Origin of the sequence: Natrialba sp. PRR66 (assembly GCF_034808065.1) — an archaeon.
Lineage (GTDB): Archaea > Halobacteriota > Halobacteria > Halobacteriales > Natrialbaceae > Natrialba > Natrialba aegyptia.
In genome coordinates, this window is record NZ_JAXHGN010000004.1 from 601647 (window position 1) to 624507 (window position 22861).

General features: G+C 58.1%; 20 protein-coding genes and 5 pseudogenes. 15 read left to right on the top strand and 10 right to left on the bottom strand.

Translation table 11 applies throughout. From position 1 onward, the window contains the following. The first annotated feature begins 7 nt into the window (after positions 1-7). Genes SM755_RS16840 through SM755_RS16860 form a run of 5 tightly spaced genes read left to right on the top strand, consistent with a single transcriptional unit; the run spans position 8 to position 5589 of the window. Positions 8-184 carry a hypothetical protein gene (locus SM755_RS16840; protein WP_161607035.1) on the top strand — a complete coding sequence of 59 codons (177 nt, stop codon included), beginning with the start codon at positions 8-10 and terminating at the stop codon, positions 182-184. Continuing rightward, positions 181-1176 carry an ABC transporter permease gene (locus SM755_RS16845; protein ID WP_006667407.1) on the top strand — a complete coding sequence of 332 codons (996 nt, stop codon included), beginning with the start codon at positions 181-183 and terminating at the stop codon, positions 1174-1176. Before SM755_RS16840 ends, SM755_RS16845 begins: the two co-directional genes overlap by 4 nt. Continuing rightward, a complete protein-coding gene (locus tag SM755_RS16850; protein ID WP_006667406.1) occupies positions 1173-2093 on the top strand; it encodes an ABC transporter permease in 921 nt (306 codons plus the stop codon). Before SM755_RS16845 ends, SM755_RS16850 begins: the two co-directional genes overlap by 4 nt. After that, entirely contained in the window at positions 2090-4192 is a 2103-nt protein-coding gene (locus tag SM755_RS16855) for an ABC transporter ATP-binding protein (RefSeq protein WP_323173673.1), read from the top strand. The genes SM755_RS16850 and SM755_RS16855 overlap by 4 nt, the downstream gene beginning before the upstream one ends. Before the next feature lie 5 nt (positions 4193-4197). Continuing rightward, entirely contained in the window at positions 4198-5589 is a 1392-nt protein-coding gene (locus tag SM755_RS16860; protein ID WP_006667404.1) for a hemolysin family protein, read from the top strand. A gap of 10 nt (positions 5590-5599) precedes the next feature. Here SM755_RS16860 and SM755_RS16865 read toward each other — a convergent pair whose 3' ends face one another. Beyond that, on the bottom strand, positions 5600-6055 hold the full coding sequence (locus SM755_RS16865) for a universal stress protein (protein WP_006667403.1): 456 nt from the start codon (positions 6053-6055) through the stop codon (positions 5600-5602). Between the two features lie 117 nt (positions 6056-6172). Between SM755_RS16865 and SM755_RS16870 the strand changes: the two genes are divergently transcribed. The 3 genes and pseudogenes from SM755_RS16870 to SM755_RS16880 all read left to right on the top strand — a co-directional run bounded on the left by SM755_RS16870 (position 6173) and on the right by SM755_RS16880 (position 8894). Beyond that, positions 6173-6952, top strand: coding sequence for a PEP-utilizing enzyme (locus SM755_RS16870; protein ID WP_323173674.1), 780 nt, complete (start codon positions 6173-6175; stop codon positions 6950-6952). A gap of 382 nt (positions 6953-7334) precedes the next feature. Continuing rightward, positions 7335-7967 (top strand): LysE family translocator, encoded by a 633-nt coding sequence (locus SM755_RS16875; RefSeq protein WP_323173675.1) that lies wholly within the window; start codon positions 7335-7337, stop codon positions 7965-7967. A 190-nt stretch (positions 7968-8157) separates the two neighbouring features. Further along, positions 8158-8894, top strand: a pseudogene (locus SM755_RS16880) (IS6 family transposase). 144 nt (positions 8895-9038) lie between these two features. On the opposite strand, the pseudogene SM755_RS16885 reads toward SM755_RS16880, so the two are convergent. Continuing rightward, positions 9039-10075: pseudogene (locus SM755_RS16885) on the bottom strand (LLM class flavin-dependent oxidoreductase). A gap of 260 nt (positions 10076-10335) precedes the next feature. Between SM755_RS16885 and SM755_RS16890 the strand changes: the two are divergent. Then, complete coding sequence (locus SM755_RS16890) at positions 10336-10623, top strand: amphi-Trp domain-containing protein (protein WP_323173676.1); 288 nt, start codon at positions 10336-10338, stop codon at positions 10621-10623. Between the two features lie 81 nt (positions 10624-10704). Here the strand turns inward: SM755_RS16890 and SM755_RS16895 are convergent, their stop codons facing one another. The 3 genes from SM755_RS16895 to SM755_RS24515 form a co-directional block, all read right to left on the bottom strand. Continuing rightward, positions 10705-10950: a hypothetical protein gene (locus SM755_RS16895; RefSeq protein ID WP_323173677.1), complete on the bottom strand. Its 246-nt coding sequence runs from the start codon at positions 10948-10950 to the stop codon at positions 10705-10707. Then, positions 10947-11375, bottom strand: coding sequence for a hypothetical protein (locus tag SM755_RS16900; RefSeq protein ID WP_323173678.1), 429 nt, complete (start codon positions 11373-11375; stop codon positions 10947-10949). Before SM755_RS16900 ends, SM755_RS16895 begins: the two co-directional genes overlap by 4 nt. A 1194-nt stretch (positions 11376-12569) precedes the next feature. Continuing rightward, the gene (locus SM755_RS24515) at positions 12570-12968 is read right to left on the bottom strand and encodes an AAA family ATPase (protein ID WP_369335258.1); all 399 of its coding nucleotides are present in this window, start codon (positions 12966-12968) and stop codon (positions 12570-12572) included. 794 nt (positions 12969-13762) lie between these two features. Between SM755_RS24515 and SM755_RS16905 the strand changes: the two genes are divergently transcribed. Next, complete coding sequence (locus tag SM755_RS16905) at positions 13763-14980, top strand: orc1/cdc6 family replication initiation protein (RefSeq protein ID WP_323173679.1); 1218 nt, start codon at positions 13763-13765, stop codon at positions 14978-14980. 328 nt (positions 14981-15308) lie between these two features. Here the strand turns inward: SM755_RS16905 and SM755_RS16910 are convergent, their stop codons facing one another. Beyond that, complete coding sequence (locus SM755_RS16910) at positions 15309-15428, bottom strand: HNH endonuclease signature motif containing protein (RefSeq protein ID WP_323173680.1); 120 nt, start codon at positions 15426-15428, stop codon at positions 15309-15311. 631 nt (positions 15429-16059) lie between these two features. Here SM755_RS16910 and SM755_RS16915 point away from each other — a divergent pair. After that, positions 16060-16287 carry a hypothetical protein gene (locus SM755_RS16915; protein WP_323173681.1) on the top strand — a complete coding sequence of 76 codons (228 nt, stop codon included), beginning with the start codon at positions 16060-16062 and terminating at the stop codon, positions 16285-16287. A 46-nt stretch (positions 16288-16333) separates the two neighbouring features. Here the strand turns inward: SM755_RS16915 and SM755_RS16920 are convergent. Then, positions 16334-16447, bottom strand: a pseudogene (locus SM755_RS16920) (helix-turn-helix transcriptional regulator); the annotation flags it as partial. Between the two features lie 104 nt (positions 16448-16551). Then, positions 16552-16875 carry a hypothetical protein gene (locus tag SM755_RS16925; protein WP_323173682.1) on the bottom strand — a complete coding sequence of 108 codons (324 nt, stop codon included), beginning with the start codon at positions 16873-16875 and terminating at the stop codon, positions 16552-16554. Between the two features lie 127 nt (positions 16876-17002). Between SM755_RS16925 and SM755_RS16930 the strand changes: the two are divergent. From SM755_RS16930 to SM755_RS16940, 3 genes and pseudogenes are all read left to right on the top strand, one after another. Next, positions 17003-17928: pseudogene (locus tag SM755_RS16930) on the top strand (transcriptional regulator TrmB). Then, positions 17925-18728 (top strand): annotated as a pseudogene (locus SM755_RS16935) (DUF6036 family nucleotidyltransferase). The pseudogenes SM755_RS16930 and SM755_RS16935 overlap by 4 nt, the downstream one beginning before the upstream one ends. Before the next feature lie 112 nt (positions 18729-18840). Beyond that, a complete protein-coding gene (locus tag SM755_RS16940; RefSeq protein WP_369335259.1) occupies positions 18841-19608 on the top strand; it encodes a helix-turn-helix domain-containing protein in 768 nt (255 codons plus the stop codon). A 55-nt stretch (positions 19609-19663) separates the two neighbouring features. Here SM755_RS16940 and SM755_RS16945 read toward each other — a convergent pair whose 3' ends face one another. Next, positions 19664-20914, bottom strand: a complete 1251-nt coding sequence (locus SM755_RS16945; RefSeq protein ID WP_323173684.1) for a transposase — start codon at positions 20912-20914, stop codon at positions 19664-19666. A gap of 181 nt (positions 20915-21095) precedes the next feature. On the opposite strand from SM755_RS16945, the gene SM755_RS16950 reads away from it, so the two are divergent. Next, on the top strand, positions 21096-21854 hold the full coding sequence (locus tag SM755_RS16950) for an MBL fold metallo-hydrolase (protein ID WP_323173685.1): 759 nt from the start codon (positions 21096-21098) through the stop codon (positions 21852-21854). A 65-nt stretch (positions 21855-21919) separates the two neighbouring features. On the opposite strand, the gene SM755_RS16955 is transcribed toward SM755_RS16950, so the two are convergent. Continuing rightward, positions 21920-22729, bottom strand: coding sequence for a hypothetical protein (locus tag SM755_RS16955; RefSeq protein WP_369335260.1), 810 nt, complete (start codon positions 22727-22729; stop codon positions 21920-21922). Between the last annotated feature and the right edge of the window lie 132 nt (positions 22730-22861).

A 22861-nucleotide genomic window follows, 5' to 3' on the forward strand; every position in this document is an offset into this window, starting at 1 on the left:
GACACCAATGGACCGCACAACCGACTGCTTCCCGCGACCGTCGCGGGGGCGGACCCGACTCGAGGCGAACCGACACCCTGACCACGCCGCCGCTCGAGCCGAGCGCGCACCGCTCGAGTGCGACAGTGCGGCCGGTGCAACGGCGCGGCCGGCGACCGGTATCGTGGCGGGTGAGAACCGATGAGCAAATTCCAGCGGTTCCTGCTCAAGCGGCTCGCGATTTCAGTCCTCCTGACGCTGGTCGCCGTCTCGGTCATCTTCGTCGTCCTCCGGCTCCTGCCGGGGAGTCCCTTCGAGGCGCTCGTCACCTCGGGGAACCTCAATCAGGAGCAGATCGACGAGATCCGGGCGATGTACGGGCTCGATCAGTCGATCTGGAAACAGTATATCAACTACCTCGGGAGCCTGCTGACCTTCCAGTTCGGCTACTCCATCCTGCGGAGCCAGCCGGTCTGGGAGGTCCTCGAGCCGCGGCTGATCAACTCGCTGATCCTGCTCGTGCCGGCGCTGGTGACCACGGCGATCCTGAGTTCAGTGCTGGGGATGTACGCCGGCTGGAACCGGGGCAGCCGCCTTGAGAAGGCGAGCATCGTCTCGACGACGCTGCTGCGCTCGACGCCGGTGTTCATCACGGCGATTTTCTTCATCATCGTCTTCGCCTACAATCTGGAGATCGTCCCCGCGCTCGGAATGCGGTCGATCCGGGCGACGCCGGACGGCTACCTCGAGACGTTCGTCTCGCTCGACTTCCTCCATCACTACCTCTTACCGTTTACCGTCGCCGTCCTCTACTACAGCGGCGACTTCCTGCTGTTGGCCCGCAACGGCGTCGTCGAAAAACGCGGCTCGGAGTTCCTCAAACTCCACCGGGCGAAGGGACTCACCGAGATGGAGCAACTGGCCCGCGCGGGCCGCAATTCGATGCTGCCCATCCTGACCTACTTCACGCTCCGACTGGGCATGATCTTCCAGGGGTTGATCCTGCTCGAGGTGGTCTTCAGCTGGCCCGGTATCGGCCGCGAACTCGTCTTGGCCATCCAGCAACAGGACTACCCGCTGGTCCAAGCCGCGGTCTTCATCATGGCGCTGGCGGTCATCATCGCGAACCTCGCCGCCGACGTCCTCTACGCGTACTTCGATCCGACGGTATCGACGAACGGAGGTGGCTCCGCATGAGTACCGAAACGAAACCCGAGGCAGAGCTGTACAAGCGCGCCGACGCGCTGTGGACGACCGTCCGCGACCAGTTCGCGTTCCTGCGACAGGACCCGATGGCCTTCGCCGGCATGCTCGTCGTCGCGGCGTTCGTATTCCTCGGGCTGTTCGGGCCGTACCTGGCCCTCCACGACCCGATCGAGCATACCGTTCGCGGCGACGGCGGCTCCGTGCTCCGGCTCACGGCCCCGAGCGCGGACGCGTTATTCGGGACGACGGCGTACGGCAAGGACGTGCTGAGCCAGTTCCTCGCCGGCGCGCGGCCGACGCTCATCGTCGGCCTGTTCGGCGGGCTGGGAACGGGCGCGCTCGGCTTCACCGTCGGCGTCGTCAGCGGCTACTACGGCGGCTGGGTCGACGAACTCCTGATGCGATTGACCGACCTGACGTTCTCGCTGCCGTTCATGCCCATGGCGTTGCTGTTGCTGACGTTCATGACGCCGAACATCTGGCTGATCACAGCGATCATCGCCACGTTCCTCTGGAAGATGCCAGCGCGGGTCGTCCGCTCCGAGGTGCTGTCGGTCCGCGAGCGGACGTTCGTCAGGTCCGCTCGAGCCAGCGGGGCGAGTAACCTGCGGACGATGCTGTATCACGTCGCACCGAACGTGTTGCCGATCGGATTCCTCTATACCGCCTACGGCGTCGCCTGGGCGATCGCCGCGCAGGCGAGTCTGGCGTTCCTCGGCTTCGGCGATCCGACGATGACCAGCTGGGGTCGGATGCTCCGGCAGGTGTTCGCGTCGGGCAACATGCGCGTTGCGTGGTGGTGGGTGCTTCCGCCCGCGATCGGTATTGCTGCGATAACCACCTCGGTGTTCCTCATCGGACGAGCCTACGAGGAAGTCATCAATCCCGAAATTCAGACCGACCAATGACGCTACTCAACGTCGAAAACCTCAAAGTCACGTACGCGACCGACGACGAAACAGTCCACGCCGTCAACGACGTCTCGTTCAGCATCGACGAGGGCGTCAACTATGGTCTCGCCGGTGAGTCCGGTTCTGGGAAGTCCACCGTCGCGGAGGCGCTACTGGGGCTGCTCCCGGGGAACGGCACCGTCGAGCGCGGGACGATCGAGTTCAATGGGACCGATCTCACCTCGCTCTCGGAGGCCGAACGGAGGGACGTCCTCTGGGAGGACATCGCCTACATCCCCCAGAGCGCGATGGACTCGCTCGATCCCGTGATGTCGACCGGCGACCAGATCGCACAGGCGATCCACACTCACCGCAACGTTACGGACGCGAAGGCGCGCGACCGCGTCCGCGAACTGTTCGAGATCGTCGGCCTCGATCCGGACCGAATCAACAACTATCCCCACGAGTTCTCCGGCGGGATGCGTCAGCGAGTCACCATCGCGATGGCGCTGGCCCTCGAACCGGATCTGATCATCGCCGACGAGCCGACGACCGGGCTGGACGTCATCGTTCAGGACAAGATCATCGACAAGATCTTAGAGATCCAAGAGCGGATGGACAGCTCGCTGTTGTTGATCACCCACGAAATCGGTGTCATCGCGGAGACCTGCGACGACCTCTCGATCCTCTACGGCGGGAAGGTAATGGAACAGGGAAGCGTCGACAACGTGCTGGTCAACCCAACCAACCCCTACACGATGGGGCTGAAGAACTCCTTCCCGGAGATCGACGAGAACGAGGACCCCGTCGCGATTCCCGGCTCGCCGCCGAATCTGAACCGAGAGCCGACGGCATGCGTCTTCGAGGACCGCTGTCCGTTCGCCACGGACGAGTGTGGGGAGTCCCATCCCGATCTGGTCGATCTCCCCAACCGGAACCACCGCTCGGCCTGCCATCGCGTCAAGGAAGCAGCGCAGCTGCGTCGAGACGCCGACGAACCGGAGACGTGGAACATTCCCGACGACGGTGACGCCGACTCCGACCGCGGCGAGGTCATCCTCGAGACGGACGCGTTGGAAAAACACTACGAGCAGAGCCAGCCGTTGCTGAGCAAGCTCCGCGGCGAGGACCCCGACTACGTGAAAGCGGTCGACGGCGTCTCGCTGTCCGTCCGTCGGTCGGAGGTGCTCGGCGTCGCCGGCGAGTCCGGCTGCGGGAAGTCGACGCTCGGCGAGACGATGGCCTTGCTCGAGGATCCGACCGGAGGCGACTTCATGTTCGACGGGGAACCCTACGAGTACTATCGGGACGGCAACCTCCAAGAGTTCCGGCGGAAGGTCCAGATCATCTTTCAGGACCCCTTCGATTCGCTGAACCCCCGCCAGACTGTCCGCAAACTCGTCGGCGAGCCACTGACGATCCACGACTACCGCACGGACGAAAAAGAGCGGGCGATCGTCGAGACGCTCGAGAAAGTCGGGCTGACCCCTGCCGAGAAATTCCTCGACCAATACCCCCACGAACTCTCCGGCGGGCAGCGCCAGCGCGTGGCGGTCGCCAAGGCGCTGGTTCTGGATCCGGACTTCCTGATCTGTGACGAGCCGGCGTCGATGCTTGACGTCTCGCTGAAAGTCAACTTGCTGAACCTGCTGCGCGGGTTAGCCGACGCGGAGGACATCGGGATCGTCTACATCTCCCACGACCTCGCAAGCCTGATGCAGGTATCGGATCAGCTGGCCATCATGTACCTCGGCCGCGTCATCGAGGAAGGCGACGTCGATCGAATCGCGTCCCAGCCGCGACACCCCTACACCTCGTCGCTGCTCTCGGCTGCACCGGAAAAGGATCCGACGGCCGATCGAACGCGCGTCCTACTCGAGGGTGAGCCGCCGGACCCGGTCGACCTCCCCTCGGGCTGTGCGTTCGCCCCGCGCTGTCCGAAGGCACAGGGGTCGTGTTGGGAGGCCGAGCCGGCCATCGACGAAATCGGCGATGAGACCCATCGAGCGGCGTGTTATTTCCCGAAGGGAGAGGAGGGACTCAACGCGTCGGACGCATCGGCGGTAGACGAGACCAAGTTCCCGGAATCGGCCAACACTGACTCGGTCGGTGACTGACTTCCATGCCCGGTCTCGAGACGACTGCGGTAGGAAGCGCCCCGGTCGACGTCGATAGCGCGGCTATCGTCCCGAGTGCCGTCGGCGTCGATCCGTCGACGAACCTTGTGGCCGCCATCGGAATCGGGACGCTACTGGTGTTGCTTGTGCTGTCGGCGTTTTTCTCCTCGGCGGAGATAGCGATGTTCTCGCTGGCACACCACCGCATTGAGGTGCTCGTCGAGGACGGGAGACCCGGTGCCGAGACGGTGCAGGCACTGAAATCTGACCCCCACCGGCTGCTGGTGACGATCCTCGTCGGGAACAACCTCGTCAACATTGCGATGTCGTCGATCGCGACCGGACTGTTCGCGATGTACGTCGGGCAGGGACAGGCGATGGCGGCGGCGACGTTCGGCGTGACGGCCGTCGTCTTGCTGTTCGGCGAGAGCGCGCCGAAATCGCACGCCATCGAGAATACGGAGTCCTGGGCCCTCTCGGTCGCTCGGCCGCTGCAGGTCTCGAAGTACGTGCTGTATCCGCTGGTGGTCACGTTCGATACGTTGACTCGTCTCGTCAACAATCTCAGCGGCGGCGGAACCGCCGTCGAGTCGTCCTACGTGAGTCGTGAGGAGATCCGAGAACTGATACGGACCGGCGAGAGTGAGGGGATCATCGAGGCCGACGAACGCGAGATGCTCCAGCGGGTGTTCCGGTTCAACGACACCATCGCAAAGGAAGTGATGACACCGCGACTGGACGTAACCGCCGTCCCCCGAACGGCGACGGTCGATGATGCTGTCGCGAAGTGCGTCGAGAGTCGTCATACCCGCCTGCCAGTGTACGAGAGAGACCTCGATGCCATCGTCGGGGTCGTCGCACTCGGCGATCTCGTCCGAGACTCCCAGTACGGCGAGTCAGTTGAGGATTCCTCGCTCGAGGCTCACATCGAAGAGACGCTACACGTCCCGGAGAGCAAACACGTCGACGAACTGTTCCACGAGATGCGTCACGAGCGGGTCGAACAGGTCGTCGTTATCGACGAGTTCGGGACGACGGAAGGGATCATAACGACCGAGGACATCGTCGAGGCGGTCGTCGGCGAGATACTCGATACGCAGGAAGACGAACCCATCGAAAGCGTCAGCGAACGGACGGTCCGGGTCGACGGCGAGGTGAATATCGAAGCCGTCAACGATGTCATCGGCGTCGAATTCCCGGAAGGAGAGGAGTTCGAGACGATCGCCGGCTTCGTCTTTAATCGAGCGGGACGACTCGTCGAACCCGGCGAGACGTTCGCGTACGACGGCGTCGAATTAACCGTTGAACGCGTCGACGACACGCGAATCAAGCGTGTCCGCATCGACGAACCCGATCCATCGATAGCCGACGATTCGGGCGTGGCTACCTTGAGTTAGCGGGTCGTTCCTACTCTCCCGTATCCGACATAACAGTGACTACTGGCCGATCGGCCTCGAGTAGGACGGACTGAGTCGTACTCCCGAACAGAGCCTTGCCGGTCGGAGACCGTTTTCTGCCGCCGATAACGATGTACTCGGCGTCGATATCGGCTGCGACGTCCAGAATCGATGGAACTGGTTCGCCGACGCGTCCGACCGTCGAGATCGTCTCGCGATCGCTGTTCTCGAGCGTTTCGACGACTACTTTGTTCGCGACGTTCGCTGCAGCGTCGGCGCGCTGCGGTTTGCTATACCCCTGCACATCCGAGACGCGTTCGACAGCCGCCTTGCGAGATTCGAACGCCTCCTGTGAGACGACGTGGAGGACGGACAATTCTGTCTCGTAGGCCGAAGCCAGATCGTATCCGATCTCGACGACGGAATCGTGCTCACTCGTCGCATCGACGGCTGCAAGTATTGACATATTCGAATAGCCGTGGCCGAATTATGTAAATATACGGAATGGTTCCACCACGGTGAGGAAGGAACAGACATTCAGATATTATTTTTCAAGATATATCGATCCGTTCCGTCCCAAAGAGTGCTCGAGACAGTTCGCGCGAATCTCGACCACGGTGAGTCGGGCGAACACCGCGAACATGTCCAGCAGATGGAACGTGGAGCACTGGACGCAGCCAAGCGGCTCGAACAGCGAGCTGATAATGGATTGTTCGGCTCGACTCGAAAACGTCTCGTTCACCGACTCATCAGAACGTATCGCGCTTACATCCAGACACGTGAGTACCCAAAACAGGGTCTGGCCCACATATTCACGGCGTGGCATGAAACACTCCGTGACGCCGGCGACCTCCTCGTCACGGAGGGAATTTTGAACAGTTCCAACGACGTCTGGTTCCTCCGAAAAGGCGAATTGTTCGCTGCGCTCGATGGTGACTCGATCGCGGTCAATATCGACGCCAGACGCGCCGCGTTCAACCGCCACGCGGCACTGGATGCGCCACCAGTGTTGACGAGCGAAGGTGAAGCGCCAAGCGGGGACATCGAGCGTAAGGATGTCCCGGAAAACGCACTCGTCGGAACGGGCGTGTCAGGCGGTGCTATTGAAGGGATTGCCCGCGTCGTTCACGATCCCTCCGAAGAGACGATCGAGAAGGGTAAAATTCTCATCGCCTCGTCGTCCGATCCCGGCTGGACGCCGTTATTCCTGAACGCAGCAGGCATCGTCGTAGAAGTTGGCGGCCGGTTGAGCCACGGCGCGCTCGTCGCGCGCGAATACGGGCTACCAGCCGTGGTGTCGGTACCTGAAGCGACACGTCGCATCAAGACGGGACAGTGGGTGCGGATTGACGGAACCCGGTGAACGGTTGAGATCATTGAGGACGATTGATGGCTCACTCACTGGATCGTTCTGGATCGTTCTGGAAAAATCAGCTTCGGTAGTTCGAAGAAGTTCGAGATTCTGCAGAGACTGAAGTCAGGGAGAGAGTCCACTCGTGCATGGTACGTGTTGAATCCGATCCAACCAGCCTACATTTCGGCGGTGGCTATGCATAACGAATCGACCTAGCCGACTTCTGGTATTGTGGATAGCCATCGGCATCGCATTAGGCGTGGCTCTCGGGGCAGCGTGGAGTCGAACAGGGGATAGTAGCCAGCTCGATTAGTCACGAACACGTCGCAAGTGGTTCCTTCCATTCGTTACCGACGAATGAGTTATTTCGAGCGGGAGTGTCTCGAAGGATATGCTTGAACTGAGTACCATTCTCGCATTCATTCCAATCGCACTCGCCCTCATCGTCTCCCCTGGTCCAGACAGTATCTACACGTTGACCAGAAGTATCAGCGACGGGCGTACCTCGGGTATCACTGCTGCACTCGGATCCTCGTCTGGAAGCATCGTCCACACGACCGCGGCTGTACTGGGTCTTTCCGCCCTGCTACGCACATCGGCGGTGGCTTTCACAGTCGTCAAATTCGTCGGGGCGGCATATCTCGTGTATCTGGGCATTCAGACGTTTAGAAATTCCGAAGAGTTCGAGATAACGCCGGAGAGAACCACTTACACGCCCAGCGCGTCGTATCGGAGTGCTCTGATGATCAACGTCCTAAACCCGAAGGTGGCGATTTTCTTCCTCACGTTTCTCCCGCAGTTCGTCGAACCCGGAGGCAACGTTTCCGTCCAGATATTCCTGCTCGGCGTCCTGTTTGCGGGTCTTGGATTCGTCTATCAAGCGATGCTGGCGGTGTTCTCGGCCCGAGCGCGGCGGGTAATCACGGAACGAGATCTCGTGAAGACCATGCTGCGCATGGCAAGCGGAAGCGTTCTGGTCGGGTTTGGTGTCAAACTCGCCCTTGAACGAAGACCTACTACGTAGGAAAATCCCTTAGCTACGCAAACTGGCTACAAATGGCGTTTAGCCGACAATAATGACGGCTCCGTTCTCGACCTTCATGCTGACAACACCTTCCGTTGGCCATCTTACGTCATCGCAGTGAGGTTTAAGTGAGCGGGCACTGTCTAGATGAGAGTTTGAGGAATGAGCAGGTGGTGGCGAGAAGTGTCCAATGCAACTCGCCAACCTGCTCAGAGAGACCTTAGACGTGGATTGTGATGAGGTTTGGGAGAACGAGCGCACCCGACACCCGTCAGGGTGTTCGGGGTGCGTCTGCATTCGATGGGATTGTCGGTTCGAGAGATTGTATCAGTGCTCGAATTACTCGGCATTGACCGCTCTCACGGCGCAATCTGGAACTGGACGCACAAGCTTTCGGAGGCCCAGAGCGACCCGCCGACGGCGCAGCCGTCGTGGGTCGCGGTCGACGAGAAACAGATCGAGGTTGACGGCGAGAAAAAGTGGCTGTACGCCGCGATCGACACAGAATCAACGCTGCTGCTCGAAATCGACATCTACAGCCGTCCCCAGAACGCCTTGCGTTCTGGTGTGCGAACGAGACGCTGTGCGTCTCGTCAACGCCGCGGGACTGACCCCGCGGCGGCGTTTCTGCACCGTCTCACCGAGAAACACGATATCGACGAGACAGAGTTTCTCGTCGATGCTGGCGGCTATCTGACTGCCCTCGCACGCCACGAATTGAGCGGTCAGCTCAATTACAGTGACCGAAACCACGTCGAAAAGTGGTTTCAGACGGTCTCAATGCGGATCGACCGCTTTCACTCCTTCTGGCGTGGCAGTCCGGCCAGTGCAAGACGCTGGCTTAGACGCTTCAGACACCACTACAACCACGATCGACCGAATCAAGCACTCAATGGCCGAACGCCAGCCGAGGAGGTGCTAAACTAGACAGTGCCACTCATGCATTGAGCACGCCAGTCGCAACTTCTGGACGAGTTGGAAGATGCGACTACATCAGGTATAGAGCGGCTACCATCAACAAGCGGATGGTTCGATTACTCGGTTTGTGAGATACTGGGACACGCTGTTTTGCTATGCCCTGACCAGCTCAGGTCGAACCTCGTCGCCGAGTCGACGGATACAGCTAGCCATCTCCTCCGTGCCTATGTTTGGATGGTACGATCGAAATATGATGTGGACATCATCGCCGAGGGCGTCGCGGTACGTCTGAAGTTCGTCAACGACTTGCTCGGGTGTGCCGAATATCGCCTGTTCTTTTAGATCCTGCTTTTGCTCAGTGGATAGTTCGTCGACAGGCTCGCCCGAGTCGATTTCTGCGTATCGACGTGTGGTATAGAAATAACCCTCACGCATTGTTTCCCACGCTAGCTCGTGGGAGTCCCCGACAAACCCATCCAAGACCAAATAGACCTGAAAATCGCCGTCGATCTCCTCATTTTCCCGAACGGTTTCGATGTCCGCGACACGCTTGCGAATGGCTTCGAGCGGGAGACTCTGGGGCGCACACCAGCCATCCCCGATACGGGCGGCACGCCGAACGGCTGGCTTTGCAACGCCACCGAACATGATCGGCACATCGTGTGCCGGTTTAGGCGTCACGTCGATATCGGCTGGTGTCTCGTGAAAATTCGACTCATAATTGAGTGACCCCTCCGACCATGCACCCCGAATCACATCGATGGTGTCCGTCAGTCGATCGACTCGTTCATCCCCGTCAGTCGATCGACTCGTTCATCCCCTGCGATCCCGAACGCGTTGAGCAAATCGATATTTGAACCGATCCCGAAGCCAAGTGTCGTCCGCCCGCCCGCGATCAGGTCGATCGTCGCGATGTCCTCCGCGAGTCGAATCGGGTTATACAGTGGGGCCAGTGCGATACACGGCCCGAGTTCAATATCGTTGGTGACCGCTGCTAGCGCGCTCAGTGCAGGTATTATCCCCGGCATATACCCATCGTTAGAAAAGTGGTACTCTGACACCCACGCGCTGTCGAGGCCCGCATCGTCGATGATGCAACCAAGTTCGAGCATTTCATCATATATTTTGTTCATCGGTCGGTCATCGTCCGGTCGCTGTTGACAGGTGAACTGACCAATTCCGAGTTGCATAGGGAATAATTACATAGGAATCGGCTTAAGCACACGCAACCGGTGAATCGACAACAGGAGAGAAATAAAATAAACATTCGACCTGCTTATTACATGGATTAGTGAACACCAACCGATATGTGCCAATAGATCTACTAATTCTGCAACTCCAGCAATCAGCTCCATACATTGAGAGTTCTAGTCTCAACTTCCGCAGAATCAATGGGGACCCACAGGTTTAGAGGATGTACTTATCGGTGCAGGCAGTGTATTGTCTCTATATGCCCGAAGAAGTCCTGTTCAAATCAGAGAGCGACCAGACCCGAGAGGACATCGCATCGTATCTTCGCAGTGTCGCTAATAAGCTCGAACAAGGGGATGCAGTCACACTAAAATCCGGTTCCGAGTCCGTGACAATGGAACCGCCAGCCCGTCCGACGTTTGAGGTCAAAGCCGAACGCGAAGGGCCAACGGACGGACCCGGTGAATTGAGTATCGAGTTCGAACTCGAATGGGACGAGAACGGCAGTGAAGGGAACGGCGGGAGCGGCCAGTTAGAAATCGAGTAATCGATTGGCACACTTACTGAGAGGGTGATTCACCGCAACGTAGGTGGAACAAACTCTTGGGAAAGTTCTATGACATCCACGCTATCGGGCGTTCTCGAGCGTAGTGAACGCTTCGCCAGTCGCAACGATAAACGCCTTTTCCGAATATCCGCCCTCGCCGTAAACCACGAGTTCGTTCGGCGCGTCAACGGTCTCGACATGTGCGTGGTTGATCCGGTCTTCCCACTCGGGAGCGGGCACATTGTTCACCGACTCGATAGAATCGGCGTCGACCCACTCAAACGCCGAAACTGACTTGCTCACGTCTTTATCGGTAGCTTCATTCACGCCCGCTCACCCCGTGAGCCCTCTGCAAACGCATCTGGTAGCGGGTCGCCGGCATCGTCGGGATTGGCTGCTTGCAGCAGTTGTGAGAGCGTTTCGTTATCGCGCTCGATGCCGTAGCGTTCCATCCGGCGGCGCATCATTTCGGGACCAGGACCATCCAGGAAGGTGTCGGCGAGATCCTGAAGCGTGTGATCGTGGGAAAGAGTCGCGTAGCCGGTCTTCGGACGCTCATCAGGGCCGACACAGATGCTGTCGGTCACAAGATCGAGGTCCTGCAAGTCGTTCAGACACCGATAGGCCGTCGTTATCGAACACCCGAGTTCGTCGGTCAGTTCGCGAGCCGAGATCATCCCGTAGTAGGGCTCGAGTTCACCGCCGCCAGACTGGAAGTGCTGGATCGTTCCCCGCGGCGTACGGAACCACAACTTGACCGGTGAACTCGCGCAGTTGGGGCGGAATCCACAGCCCTGACTCGCCGATATGGGTAGTCGACAGGAGTTCAGTCTGACCGCCGTCGGTTCGAAGATCAGTGAAATCCAAATAGTCAGGAGTCATTTGGTAATAACAAGCAATGTCGGATGAAGATGAAAATACAGACCTACTCGTCACTTGTGACCAATGCGGGGCAGCCTTTGCTGGGACAATAACTGATGAGGGGGAAATCCATCCCCTCGGTACTCGAGGCGGTTGCCGATGCGGGGGTGCATCCTTTTCCCAAGTCGAAGAGGAAGATTTCAACGAAGCTATCGATGACAGTTGACCAGTCCCGTCTATAGAGTGACTGCCGTCAATTTGGAGATCGGCGTTGTTGTCAGTGTCCAGTAGTAGTGTGCGATATGGACGCTGGAATATAGCGCTCAATAGATGTGTGTATGACGATAGCCGTATCCTAGTTCGATTTAAGCTATTATCCGCCCATCCATCACTCGAGCCGATGACTGTACTACAAGATCGTCCAACTACTATCGCTATTTGTGAAAGTTGTGGAAAGGCAATAGCTTCGCGGGAACTACCAAACGGAGTACTCCTCCCAATCGGATCAGGGAAGGAATGCTCATGTGGCTGTGTCGATTTTCGCCGGTTTGACTGATCAGTATTGTCAGTAGGATGACCGCCGTCAGTCATGAGATCGGCGTCACGATCAGTATCCGTGTCGAGGTACCGGAGTGGCTTCCCAGTTCGAAGGAGCGCAGATTCGTGATCGTACTCGATCATTGTCTCTTTGCTATCGAATAGACCGGAACCTAACGGTCCACACTCCGGGCAAATGTCTGCCGGACCGGTTTCGGGATGGTTCCCTCGGATCGTATCGACATACCCGCAAGTCCGGCAGTATTTCCGGCCAGTACCGCTCACAGACTCGCTGCTGTCGATATTGACGTTCATAGGACTGTTCTCTGGAATTGGCGATTGCGCTCACGTTCCTCGCGGCGGCGCTGCCGGCGCTCATCAACTGGGTCCAGGCGGCATTCAGCGAGAACCTCCTGGTACAGTTCGTTGCGTTTGGCTTCAAGTCCTTCCACGACCCCCGGGAGCGTGTTCGCGAGCGGCTTCGACCGCGTCCCGAATCAGTTCGAGATGGCGTTCGGCGTCAACCTCGCTGTTGAACTCTCGCTCCATTATGCCGCACCTCTATTGCGTGCGGCCGCTCGCGGAGACTCAACCAGTGTATCCTCATCGTAGGCGCGAAACGGAATCGGTGTGAGTACAGTCAGTGGCGAATCTAGACGGTCCTCCACGTCAGCGAACAGTTGGTGGCTTTTGGTGACGATCGGGAGCAGTGCCACACCCGTCATTTCGTATAGCTCTTTCAGTACAGCCTTCTCACCGATCTGGTCGGCCTCGTCAAGTACAACGATCAGGTGCCCGTCGATCGCGTCGAGTGTTTGCCGGCGCAACTGGTCGGTCGCGGTTGCGGGACGCGTCTCGGCTGGTCCTTCTCCGAGTGTTTCGAGTAGGTCCTGATAGACCTCGCGTCGAGACTTGCCGTTATAGCAGTCGATGTACGCTGTTTCGATCGACTAAATAGTAGGAGGAAAATCCCCTTAAGTTCGTCTGAGATTGGTCCAGAGGTTACAGCCAAGAACAGAGGAAACTGCCAACGCCCGTGATTAGCGTTCAGGACCAACCGTAAAACTACCCTCATAGCTGCTTAGGTCAATAGCTTGCTCGGCGCTTGATGAACTCCGTGTAGCGTCGGAACTACTAGACGGCTCTCCACCAAGAACGTGCTTCACAAGAGCGTTGTTGGTTAAGGCGGTGATGTTGGTTCCCAATCTACTTTGGAAATGCGGACACGAGAGATCCGCGACCCCTACGAAGTGTTGTGTGACCGGGAAGAGTACGATCCGGTCTCAGCTCGGGGATTGAGACTCACCGCGGCAAATCCGATAGAAAATTCAAAGAACATGAACTGGAACAGTCTCGTTCGTCGGAGGAAGAGACATAGAGAGGTTAAGGAACACTCGCCACGCCGACGATTCTGATTCCGAAAATCGGTAGTTGTAGACACACCCACCCCATTGTGTCCAGTGTCTTTGGGCGCCAGTTTGATGGGAAAGCTGTTGTGGTCACTCCAGCCCAAGAAATTCATTCACTCACTGCTACGCTAGCTATCATTTGGACTATTTTGTGGATAGGACTTTTAAACTTTTCCCACATCTAGAATCCTTCATCGGCGGAGTCTCCCTTGCTATTTCGGGAAGACACTGGACATGGTGGGGAGGGGGAGAGGGGGTGGAAAACGCGACACTGGACACACTCGACACGATGGTTTTATGTTAATTCCCAAATACGCTAAGGCAAGATCACTATGGGCTTGTTCCAGCCTGACACGGATATCTTTCGGGAGAGAGATGTCCTCCGGGAGGATTATCAACCAGAGGAGATTGTCGGTCGCGATGAAGAGCTACAGCAGTATATTTCGGCCTTGCAGCCCGTCATCAACGGCGACCAGCCTGCGAATATCTTTCTCTATGGCAAAGCCGGTGTCGGGAAAACCGCCTGTACGCGCTATCTTCTTCGGGAACTCAAAGACGACGCGGCTGAATTCGATGTCGATCTCACGACTATCCATACGAACTGCGAGGATCTGAGTACGAGCTATCAGGTCGCGATTCAACTAATCAACGATCTCCGCGATCCAGAAGATCATTTGAAGCCGACCGGATATCCCCGACGACAAGTCAACGAATGGCTTTGGGAGGAACTCGACGCGATCGGCGGCACCGTCATCATCGTATTCGACGAGGTCGATCACATCGACGATGATTCAATTCTATACCAGATCCCACGCGCTCGGGCCAACGGCAATCTGGAGGAATCGAAAGTCGGAATTATCGGTATCTCAAATGACTTCAAGTTCCGCGAGTCGCTGAGTTCGAAAGTCCAGTCGAGCCTGTGCGAAAAGGAACTCCAGTTCCCTGCCTACAATGCAAATGAGCTCCGTGATATCCTTCGCCAACGTGCTGATATCGCGTTTTTCGACGATGTCGTGCCGCATGAAGTCATCGCGAAGTGTGCGGCGTTCGGTGCTAAAGACGCCGGAGACGCCCGACAGAGTCTGGATCTGCTTATGGAAGCAGGAGACGTGGCTGTCGAACAAGACGCCGCGAAGGTAACCGTCGACCACGTCGACCAGGCTCGAGAGTCCCTCGAGCGGAGTCGGATCGTCGACGGCGTTGCTGGTCTCACCCAGCAGGGACATCTCGTGTTGTACGCCCTCCTGATGTTACACGAAGAGGGTGATACACCGATTCGGGCGCGTGACGTGCAGGATCGATACGAAATCATCTGTGGTCGAGCTGCAGTTGACCCGCTCGTTCCCCGACGGATGCGTGACCATCTTGGCGAGCTTTCGATGTTAGGGATTGCGAGTCGTACAGAGCGGAACAGAGGTGAATCGGGTGGTCGGTACTATGAGTATGCTCTCGATACAAATCCCGATCTCCTACTCGAAGCTCTCGACGAGACAGTGGACATGGTGGGGGTAACCGACGCCGTTCAGCAGCGTCTTGATCAGGACCTCTGACACCCGACAGACACTGGACACAATGGGGTGTATCCTGTCGACTGCTGGCGATTTGGACACTGGACAGAGTGGGGTGTCCTGCTACTCTCGAGGAGTCTGAGACACTGGACAAACTGGGGTCGTCGTCCGAGTACCGAAATGGCTGCGAAGACACTGGACACGATGGGGTGTCTTGCTACTCTCGATCTATTCGAGACACTGGACGTAGTGGGGTGGGGCGCAGTTCGGTTCGCAAATTGTGAGAAGACACTGGACACGATGGGGTGTGGGCACTGGATCAGGACTCGTGATTCAGATAGTCGGTAATCGTCACGTTCGGCGCTGGATCTCAATCGTTGTTCTCGTCGACCGTCTTCTCGTTGTGACAGTCCGCACAGAGCGTCTGGAGGTTCGACTCCTCAAGCGGGTGACCGCCGTCCGCGATCTGTTCGATGTGATCAACCTCCATCACTCAGTAATCGAGATTGCCGTACTGCACCCAGAGACCGGTCCAGTTCTCTCCATCGCCATTCCGTTCGTTGACGGGGCCCATCCCACCCTCGATCGTGCTGTGCATCTCGTCGTGATGGGTTTCCGAATCGTTGAACGACTAGCTCGTCAGAGCTGTTGAGAGCATACTTTGATACCGATGGTTTCAGTTTCACTGTAGTTGGGTCGCTTATATACCACTCTAGGTTCGATATTGATTATGAGGGGGCTGACACACCACACCCTGTCGCAGTCACACGCGCTCCCCCTCCCACACCACTTCCAGTAACTCATGTCCACGACGAATCCACCATCTCTCGGTGCATGCCCGTTCTGCAACACCGAGATCACGACGAGCAACGTGATCCTCGAGTACGAAACAGCGACGGGACCGGCAGTATACGCCGAGTGCCGTGGGTGCCGAGACGTCGTGAACCCATAATAACCGCGATCCTATGCTATTTGAAGGTATGAATCGGTTGCTGGCCCGGACATCCCAGACAGAGGTCGTGTACGAGTGCCGGCGCTGCGGAACCACTGTCGATAGTGATACCGAAACTTGTCCAGCATGCGAATCAGACGCGATCGTCCAACACCGGATCTCCTGACACATGCCGGAGGAATCCGACCGGATTCTGGACGTTGTAGCGGAGAATCCGGGAGCCACCGTTGAGGAGATCACGGACCTGGCACATGATCGCGGCATCACCAACGCAGGTATCCCGGATCTCCTCTCAAAAGCGGAGAGCGACGACGATCTTCTCGAGTTTGACGGACGGTACTGGGTAATGCGAACAGACAAGTACCGGTTCCATCGTTACGACCACCCGGAAATCTGACTCCACTTCCAAGTCCAAATATGCGGAAAGTGATATAAGGCGCTATATCAGCCTGTCCCTTTTCGACGAGGCCCTTGTCGACCAGTGTGCCGAGATTCGGGTAGAGCCGGCCGTGATGGATCTCCGTCTCGGAGTAGTCCTCGAGGAACGTTTCGCGGACGACTTGAGGATCTTCGATGAGTCGGTTCTGGTTGCTCGTTTTCTCCCCTGCTCCCCATCCTCAGTTACGGCGGAAACGTAGAGTAAGTGCCTTCCCGGTCGAACTCATTCGTCCGGGTTGACCGGGCCCTTGTACTTCGATGTTACCTTATCCCCTTCTCTCCATTGCCAGTAGTAGTAGCGATTGTCGTTGATCTCTTTGATCGTAATCGTGGCCTTTGCCGGGACATCATCCGGAAGATCATCCGGTCGTTCCTCGGCGTCGACTTCGTTTGACTCTTCCTCGAGACGAACTTCGCGCTCCTTGTGCTCGGCCAACGCTTCGGCGTAGCGGGCAATGTCCTGGAGCCGGTCCAGTGAGGACTTATTGAGACTCTTGACGAGTTCCGTGGAGAGGTCAGCCGGTGGGGTTGGTGGTTCGTAGGACATCAGCTACCCTCGTGTTAACCAACATGTGCCCTCAATCCAAAGCTCTGTTGGTTAAGGTGGGTAGCCACCGATATCTGTAACATCACTCGAATCTTCTTTATATATTGATTTCGTACTATGTTACATCGTGTTGCGGCGCATCGAACTCGAGGTCTTGGCAACCGTCGAACGCGGCGACACAATTGTCGCGCTCGCGGGGAAGCTCGACCACAGCGAGAGCTATCTCTCTCGTGCCGTGACAGACCTCGTCGAGAAAGGCCTGCTCTACACGCACCGAGACGGCCGTCGAAAGCGAGTCGTTCCCTCAGACGCACGAGCCGTCGAGATTTATCAAGATCTCGTCCGACAGTACTCCCATATTGACTTCCCGGAGCTGTTGACCGGCAAGACCCTCGAGGTTCTCTATTACCTCGACCAGCCACGGGCCGTCGCCGACCTCGCTGCTCGGAGTGACAACTACCGCAACACCGTCAATCGGGTGCTCAAGCAGCTCCGCGACCGTGGTCTCGTGGGAACAGACGACAGTCACTACCAGTTCAACGGTGACTTCGACCGCCTCCACGAGTTTGCTCGCGAACTGGCCCACCATCTCCACCGACAACGCCTCGAAGCGGTCGCGCCGAACGGAACGATTCTCTGGGAGGATTACCATGAATCCTCGCCCAGACTGAAACGGAGGTCGATGCGGAGCACTTCCACGAAACTGGTCTCGCCCGGTTCTCGGCGTACGACCTCCAGTTTCTGCTGACCCGCCACCGCTACTATCTCTACTCCGAGGACGTAGCGGAAATCTCGCCGGCGGAACTCTGCTGTCACACGCTGCTGATCGACGATGACTCCCGCCACCGATCGTACTGCCTCCTACTGCTCAGCCATGTCGCCGTCGACGAGGACGATCTCCGAGAGCGAGCGGCGAAGTACGGCCTCGAAGACGAAATCGACGCCTTGCTCCGCTACCTCGAGACGCACGGCGAGGTCGACGACGATCGCCTCCCGGAGTGGGACGAGTTCCAGGAGCTGGCGGTTGACTACGAGGTGGACCTATCACAATGAGACCAACATTCGGACGGGAGTATATCGAGAACGAGTTCCAGCGCATCGCGGAGGGGGTGTCTGAACCGCTCACAGTCTACCTGATCGGTGGTGGCGCGATGTCGCTGCGCGATCTCAAGGGCGCGACGAAAGATATCGATTTGGTCGTCGTCGACGGTGATGCGTACGGCCAGCTGTGGGCTGTCCTGATGGAACTTGGGTATGCGGAGGTACAGTCGCTGGATCCAGATTACCGGGCGCTAGGGGCGACGAGCTGCGTCGAGAATGACGATGGGTGCCGCCTCAATATCTTCAACCAGCAGGTCGCGAACAAGCTCGTGCTCACCGACGGAATGCAAGATCGCAGCGAGCCGTTCCTCGTGACGGACCGATTGACGGTCCGGCTGGTCAGCAACGAGGATATCTTCCTGTTCAAACTGATTGCAGGCCGCGACGACGACATCGAGGACATGAATATGCTCGTGCAGGCTGGCCTCGACTACGACGTCGTCCGAGATGAACTCGAAGCGCAGATCGATCGGCTCGGCGACGACCAGTTCGCCATCTTCGCGAACGAGGCCCTGGTCGAACTCGAGGAGCGGTACGGGGTAACCACACCGATCGAGGACCGCATCCAAGAGCTGACGAACCGATACTACCAGGGGCTCGAAGTCCTCTAGGCACTTGACGAGCCGATGACTCTCGACGAACTGGCCGCGGAACTGGAGCTAGATACCGACGAGATTCACGACCGAATCACGTATCTCTCGAAGTTCGATCGGGTCCAGCGGGATGGCGACACAGTCCGTCCCGTGGAGTAGATAACTCCCAACATCGTCAACTGTAACGGCAATTGAGGACGGCTGTCGTCACCAGATGATTCGCGGGATGCATCAAACAGGTTTTACCCAGCAAGCCCGAACGGACGATATCATGCGGGAGTTCGTCTTCACAGTCGAATATGAGAACGGGGCTGATGAGGTGATGGATCTCTTCATCAACAATCTGGATCTGTATGCCCGGTCAATGGAGATCAATGCGACCAGCGAGGCAGTGTGGGGTATTGAGAAGGTCGTCGGCCCCGCTGCTGTTCTCGACGAGTTCGACGACGCGCTGGAACGCGTCGCTGATATTCCGGGCTCAACCGGAATGTGTGGAGCACCCGTGACTGAATACGAGTACACGATCCTCTCATCGAATGCGGAATCACGGAAGATTCGCTGGCTTCGCCGGGAAGGTGATGGTCCACGGTCGATTCCCTTGGTCGCGGCGAAGCACATCGGCGAGGGATTGATAATGCGTACGGAACGTCGGGGTAACCAATATCGGTGGCGGATGCTTACCGACGGGGCAGTATCAGAGATTCACGAAGAAGTCCGAGCGAACCTGCGAGAGGGGCTGTCGCTTACTGTTGAACGACTTGGTACGCCCCCGTGCTTGGTCGACGATGGTCGCGTCCAGCAAACTCTTACGCCCGAACAGAAGTCAACACTCGAGGCTGCAATCGGACGTGGGTACTACGAAAAGCCACGGCAGCAATCGGTCGCGGAAATCGCTGAAGATGTCGGTGTGTCACGGTCGACGTTCCAGTACCGTCTCAACCGAGCGGAAGCGTGGCTGGCACAACAGTTCGCCGCCGATTCGCTCGACGTGGATCTCGACGTGGATCTCGACCCCGAGGACATCGAATTCATCCAGTAAACAGCACGTCGAACGCCGCGTGGGTTGGAATATGTCGAAGTGAACGGTCTCGGGGTCAAGTCCCAAGACTTCCCGTTTCAATGACGCGACTTGCAGAAACTGACGAAGAAGAATCTCCGTCGGTTTCCACAGCGATCACAGTCTCCACGGGCGTCACTTCGGCCTGTCCCAGACCTAATTCCTTGAGACCGCGAGAAAGAATGTTGTACGAAGCATTCCTGTCTCTATCCGCTTCAAATCCACATGACGGACAGGAGTGCTCCCTGATCCATAACGGCTTGTCTGTCTCCACACCGCACTCGGCGCACTCTTTCGTCGTGCCACGCGGATTTACTTGGACGACGTGCGTTCCATATAGGTCGCCTTTGTATGCCAACATCTCGATGAACTGTCTCCACGCAGCGTCCTGCTTGTTCCGCGCATTCCCTCTGGCTTGAAGCATCCCAGTAACATTGAGGTCTTCAACGAACACAGCATCATACGTCGTGATCAGCCACGTCGTGAGTTTATGCTGGAAATCCGCGACCTTCCGCTTGATTCTGCGCTTGACCTTGGCAACCTCGCGCCGCTGTTTCTCCCAGTTGTTGCTCCCGTGTTCCTTGCGGGAAAGACTGCGTTGTTCCCGGCGCAAGCGGTCGTATTCGTCCGAGAGATCGAGCCAATCCACGCTATCGCCATCGCTCGTGTAGATGTAGTTGTTGATGCCGAGGTCAACTCCAACGCAGTCCTCCGCATATAAATCATCTACGTCGGGTTTCTTGGGGAGCGCGTTGTCTTCGACTTCGAGACCGAACGTGACGTACCACTCACCAATCGTCTCTTTCTTCAGCGTGACTTCTTTGATGTCTGCGTTGTCGGGAATTTCGCGGTGATAGCGGATGGGGATATCCCCGATTTTCGAAAGCCAGAGCAGAGCAGTCCGACCACTCGTGTTTTTGAGTTCGAAGCCGGATTGCGAGTACGTCATACTCTGGTATTCTCGCGGTGACTTCCAAGTGAGCCACCCGACTTTGTGACCATCCTGCTTCTTCTCGGAGAGGTTCGAGAGGTTGTCATAGAAGCGTTCGACGGTCTTCTGCAACGCCTTCGAGTGGACTTCCGAGAACACGTCCCACTCCTCTTTCCACTCGGGGAGACGCTTCTGATGTTGGTACGCACTTCCGATGTTATGTGTATCGGTAGCGAGCGTGTTGTACTCGTGGCGGGTATGATTGTAGGCTTGGCGGTGAATGTCGATGTGGTGTTCCGCTTCCGCAGTCACACCTGTGCGGTCGGGGAAGGCGCGGAAGCGGTAGTCATACCACATCGTTGTACCGTGGTTATTGATGAGTTGCTACTTAATGGCTGGCGTCGAAGAGTGCTGCGAACGTCCACTGGATCAATCCACGGGGAAACCGTCTTGTACCGCCTGTTAACTGTACGCAAAGGCTACGGAGTTGGCATATGTCAAAGTAAATCCCATCCCTAAGAATCTCTTAGGGCCGGGTATGGCAACGACTGGTGCGAGTGTTCAGCTGATTCGTAACGCGACTATCCTCCTGAACGTCGGTGACACGGCGTTCCTCGTGGATCCGATGTTCACGCCGCAGGGCGAGATGCCAACGGTGACAGACAACCCGGCAGTTCCGGAGTTCCTCACCACGGCGAATCAGGATCGGAATCCGCTTGTTCCGCTGCCTGACGTTGATCTCACCTACGACGCTGTGGTCGTTACGCACCGCCACCCCGACCACTGGGACGAGGCGGCCAGAGAGGAACTCGCTGCCGATGTGCCGCTCTTCTGTCAGCCCGAGGAGGCCGACGCCTTCACTGACGAGGGCTTCACTGACGTTCGCCCCGTCGACGACGAAACCACCTTCGAGGGGGTCACTATCCACCGGACGCCGGGCCAGCACGGGCACGGCGAGCTCGCCGAGGGAATGGGTCCGGTCTCGGGCTTCGTTTTCGAGGCCGACGAGACAGTGTATGTCGCCGGGGACACGATTTGGTACGAGCCGGTCGAGGAGACACTTGACCAGTACGAACCCGATCTGGTGGTTCTCAACGGCGGCGAAGCGCAGTTCGATCAGGGCGAACCCATCACGATGGGGGTCGAGGACATCAACGCTGTCCGAGAGGCCACTGACGCCGAAATAGTGGTCGTCCACATGGAGGCGATCAACCATTGCTTGCTGTCGCGCGAGGAACTGCGGGCAGAGACAGAGGATGTACACGTTCCCGAGGACGGCGAGCGGTTCAGTCTATAACGTGGGAACGCCGGCCTACGACTGTCCGGTGTTGTAACCACTGGTTCCGGGTGGTTTTTCGCTAGCTAAGCTGGGAGTCGGCCATCCGGACGCGGGACACGGCCCCGTTTAATCTCGTGATCGACGCGGCGCAGGTGCTTGCAGCCGCCTTCGGGTGAACATTGCTGCCAGTCGGGGCAGGTACACGATTCGTCGACGACGTCGACTTCGTACCTGTTGCCGGACGCGGACTGCACCTCGTAGCGGCCGCCTTTCGAGAGGAGCGAGACGTCCATCGCTTCGGCGACGGCACGCTTCGTGCGGGGCTCGAGGTCGTCCTTCGACTGTGCGTTCCCGTCGACGACCAGTCGGTCGCGAACGTCGCCCGTTCGACCACCGTCCGGAGCGACGGCTTCCGCAGGGCCACTGAGCCGCTCGTGGAGCACTTCTTCCACCGGATGGCCTTCCGGCCACAGGTAGTGGACCTCGCGGCGCTCGCGATGGTCGTAGGAGCCGCACGCGGCTGCGCACCCAGTCCAGACGCGCCAGGCACCGAGCGCGGCCATCACGTCGACGATGTCGCGGGGAACCGTCTGGTGGTCGTCCGGGAAGAACACCCGGAAGCGGGTACACGCTTCTTGCGGCGGGACGGTCTCCCACCAGTCTTCGCTGGAGCCCCAGCTGTCGAACATCGCCTCGTCGCTCCCGTAGCCGACGGTCACGCCATCGACCGGCGTCCAGTCTGCTGGGAGGTGGTTCGCCTCGCCTTCGAGCACCCGAAGAACGGCGTATCGGAGATACTCGTGGGCCTGGTTGTCTGTCGTTCGAGCGACCTGGTCGTGCTGCTCGGCAACGTGCTCGGCTTCCTCGAGGACCGTCGTGAGATAAGGGTTCAGTCATCATTCGACGGAGGTCAGAACGCGCCTCCGCCCCTCCGCGGGCGCTGAAAAACTCGCTCTTATGTAGAACTGCGGAAAGCCCCCATAACAAGGCAATCGATGGTGATATCGACGGATGCGCCGGTGAGG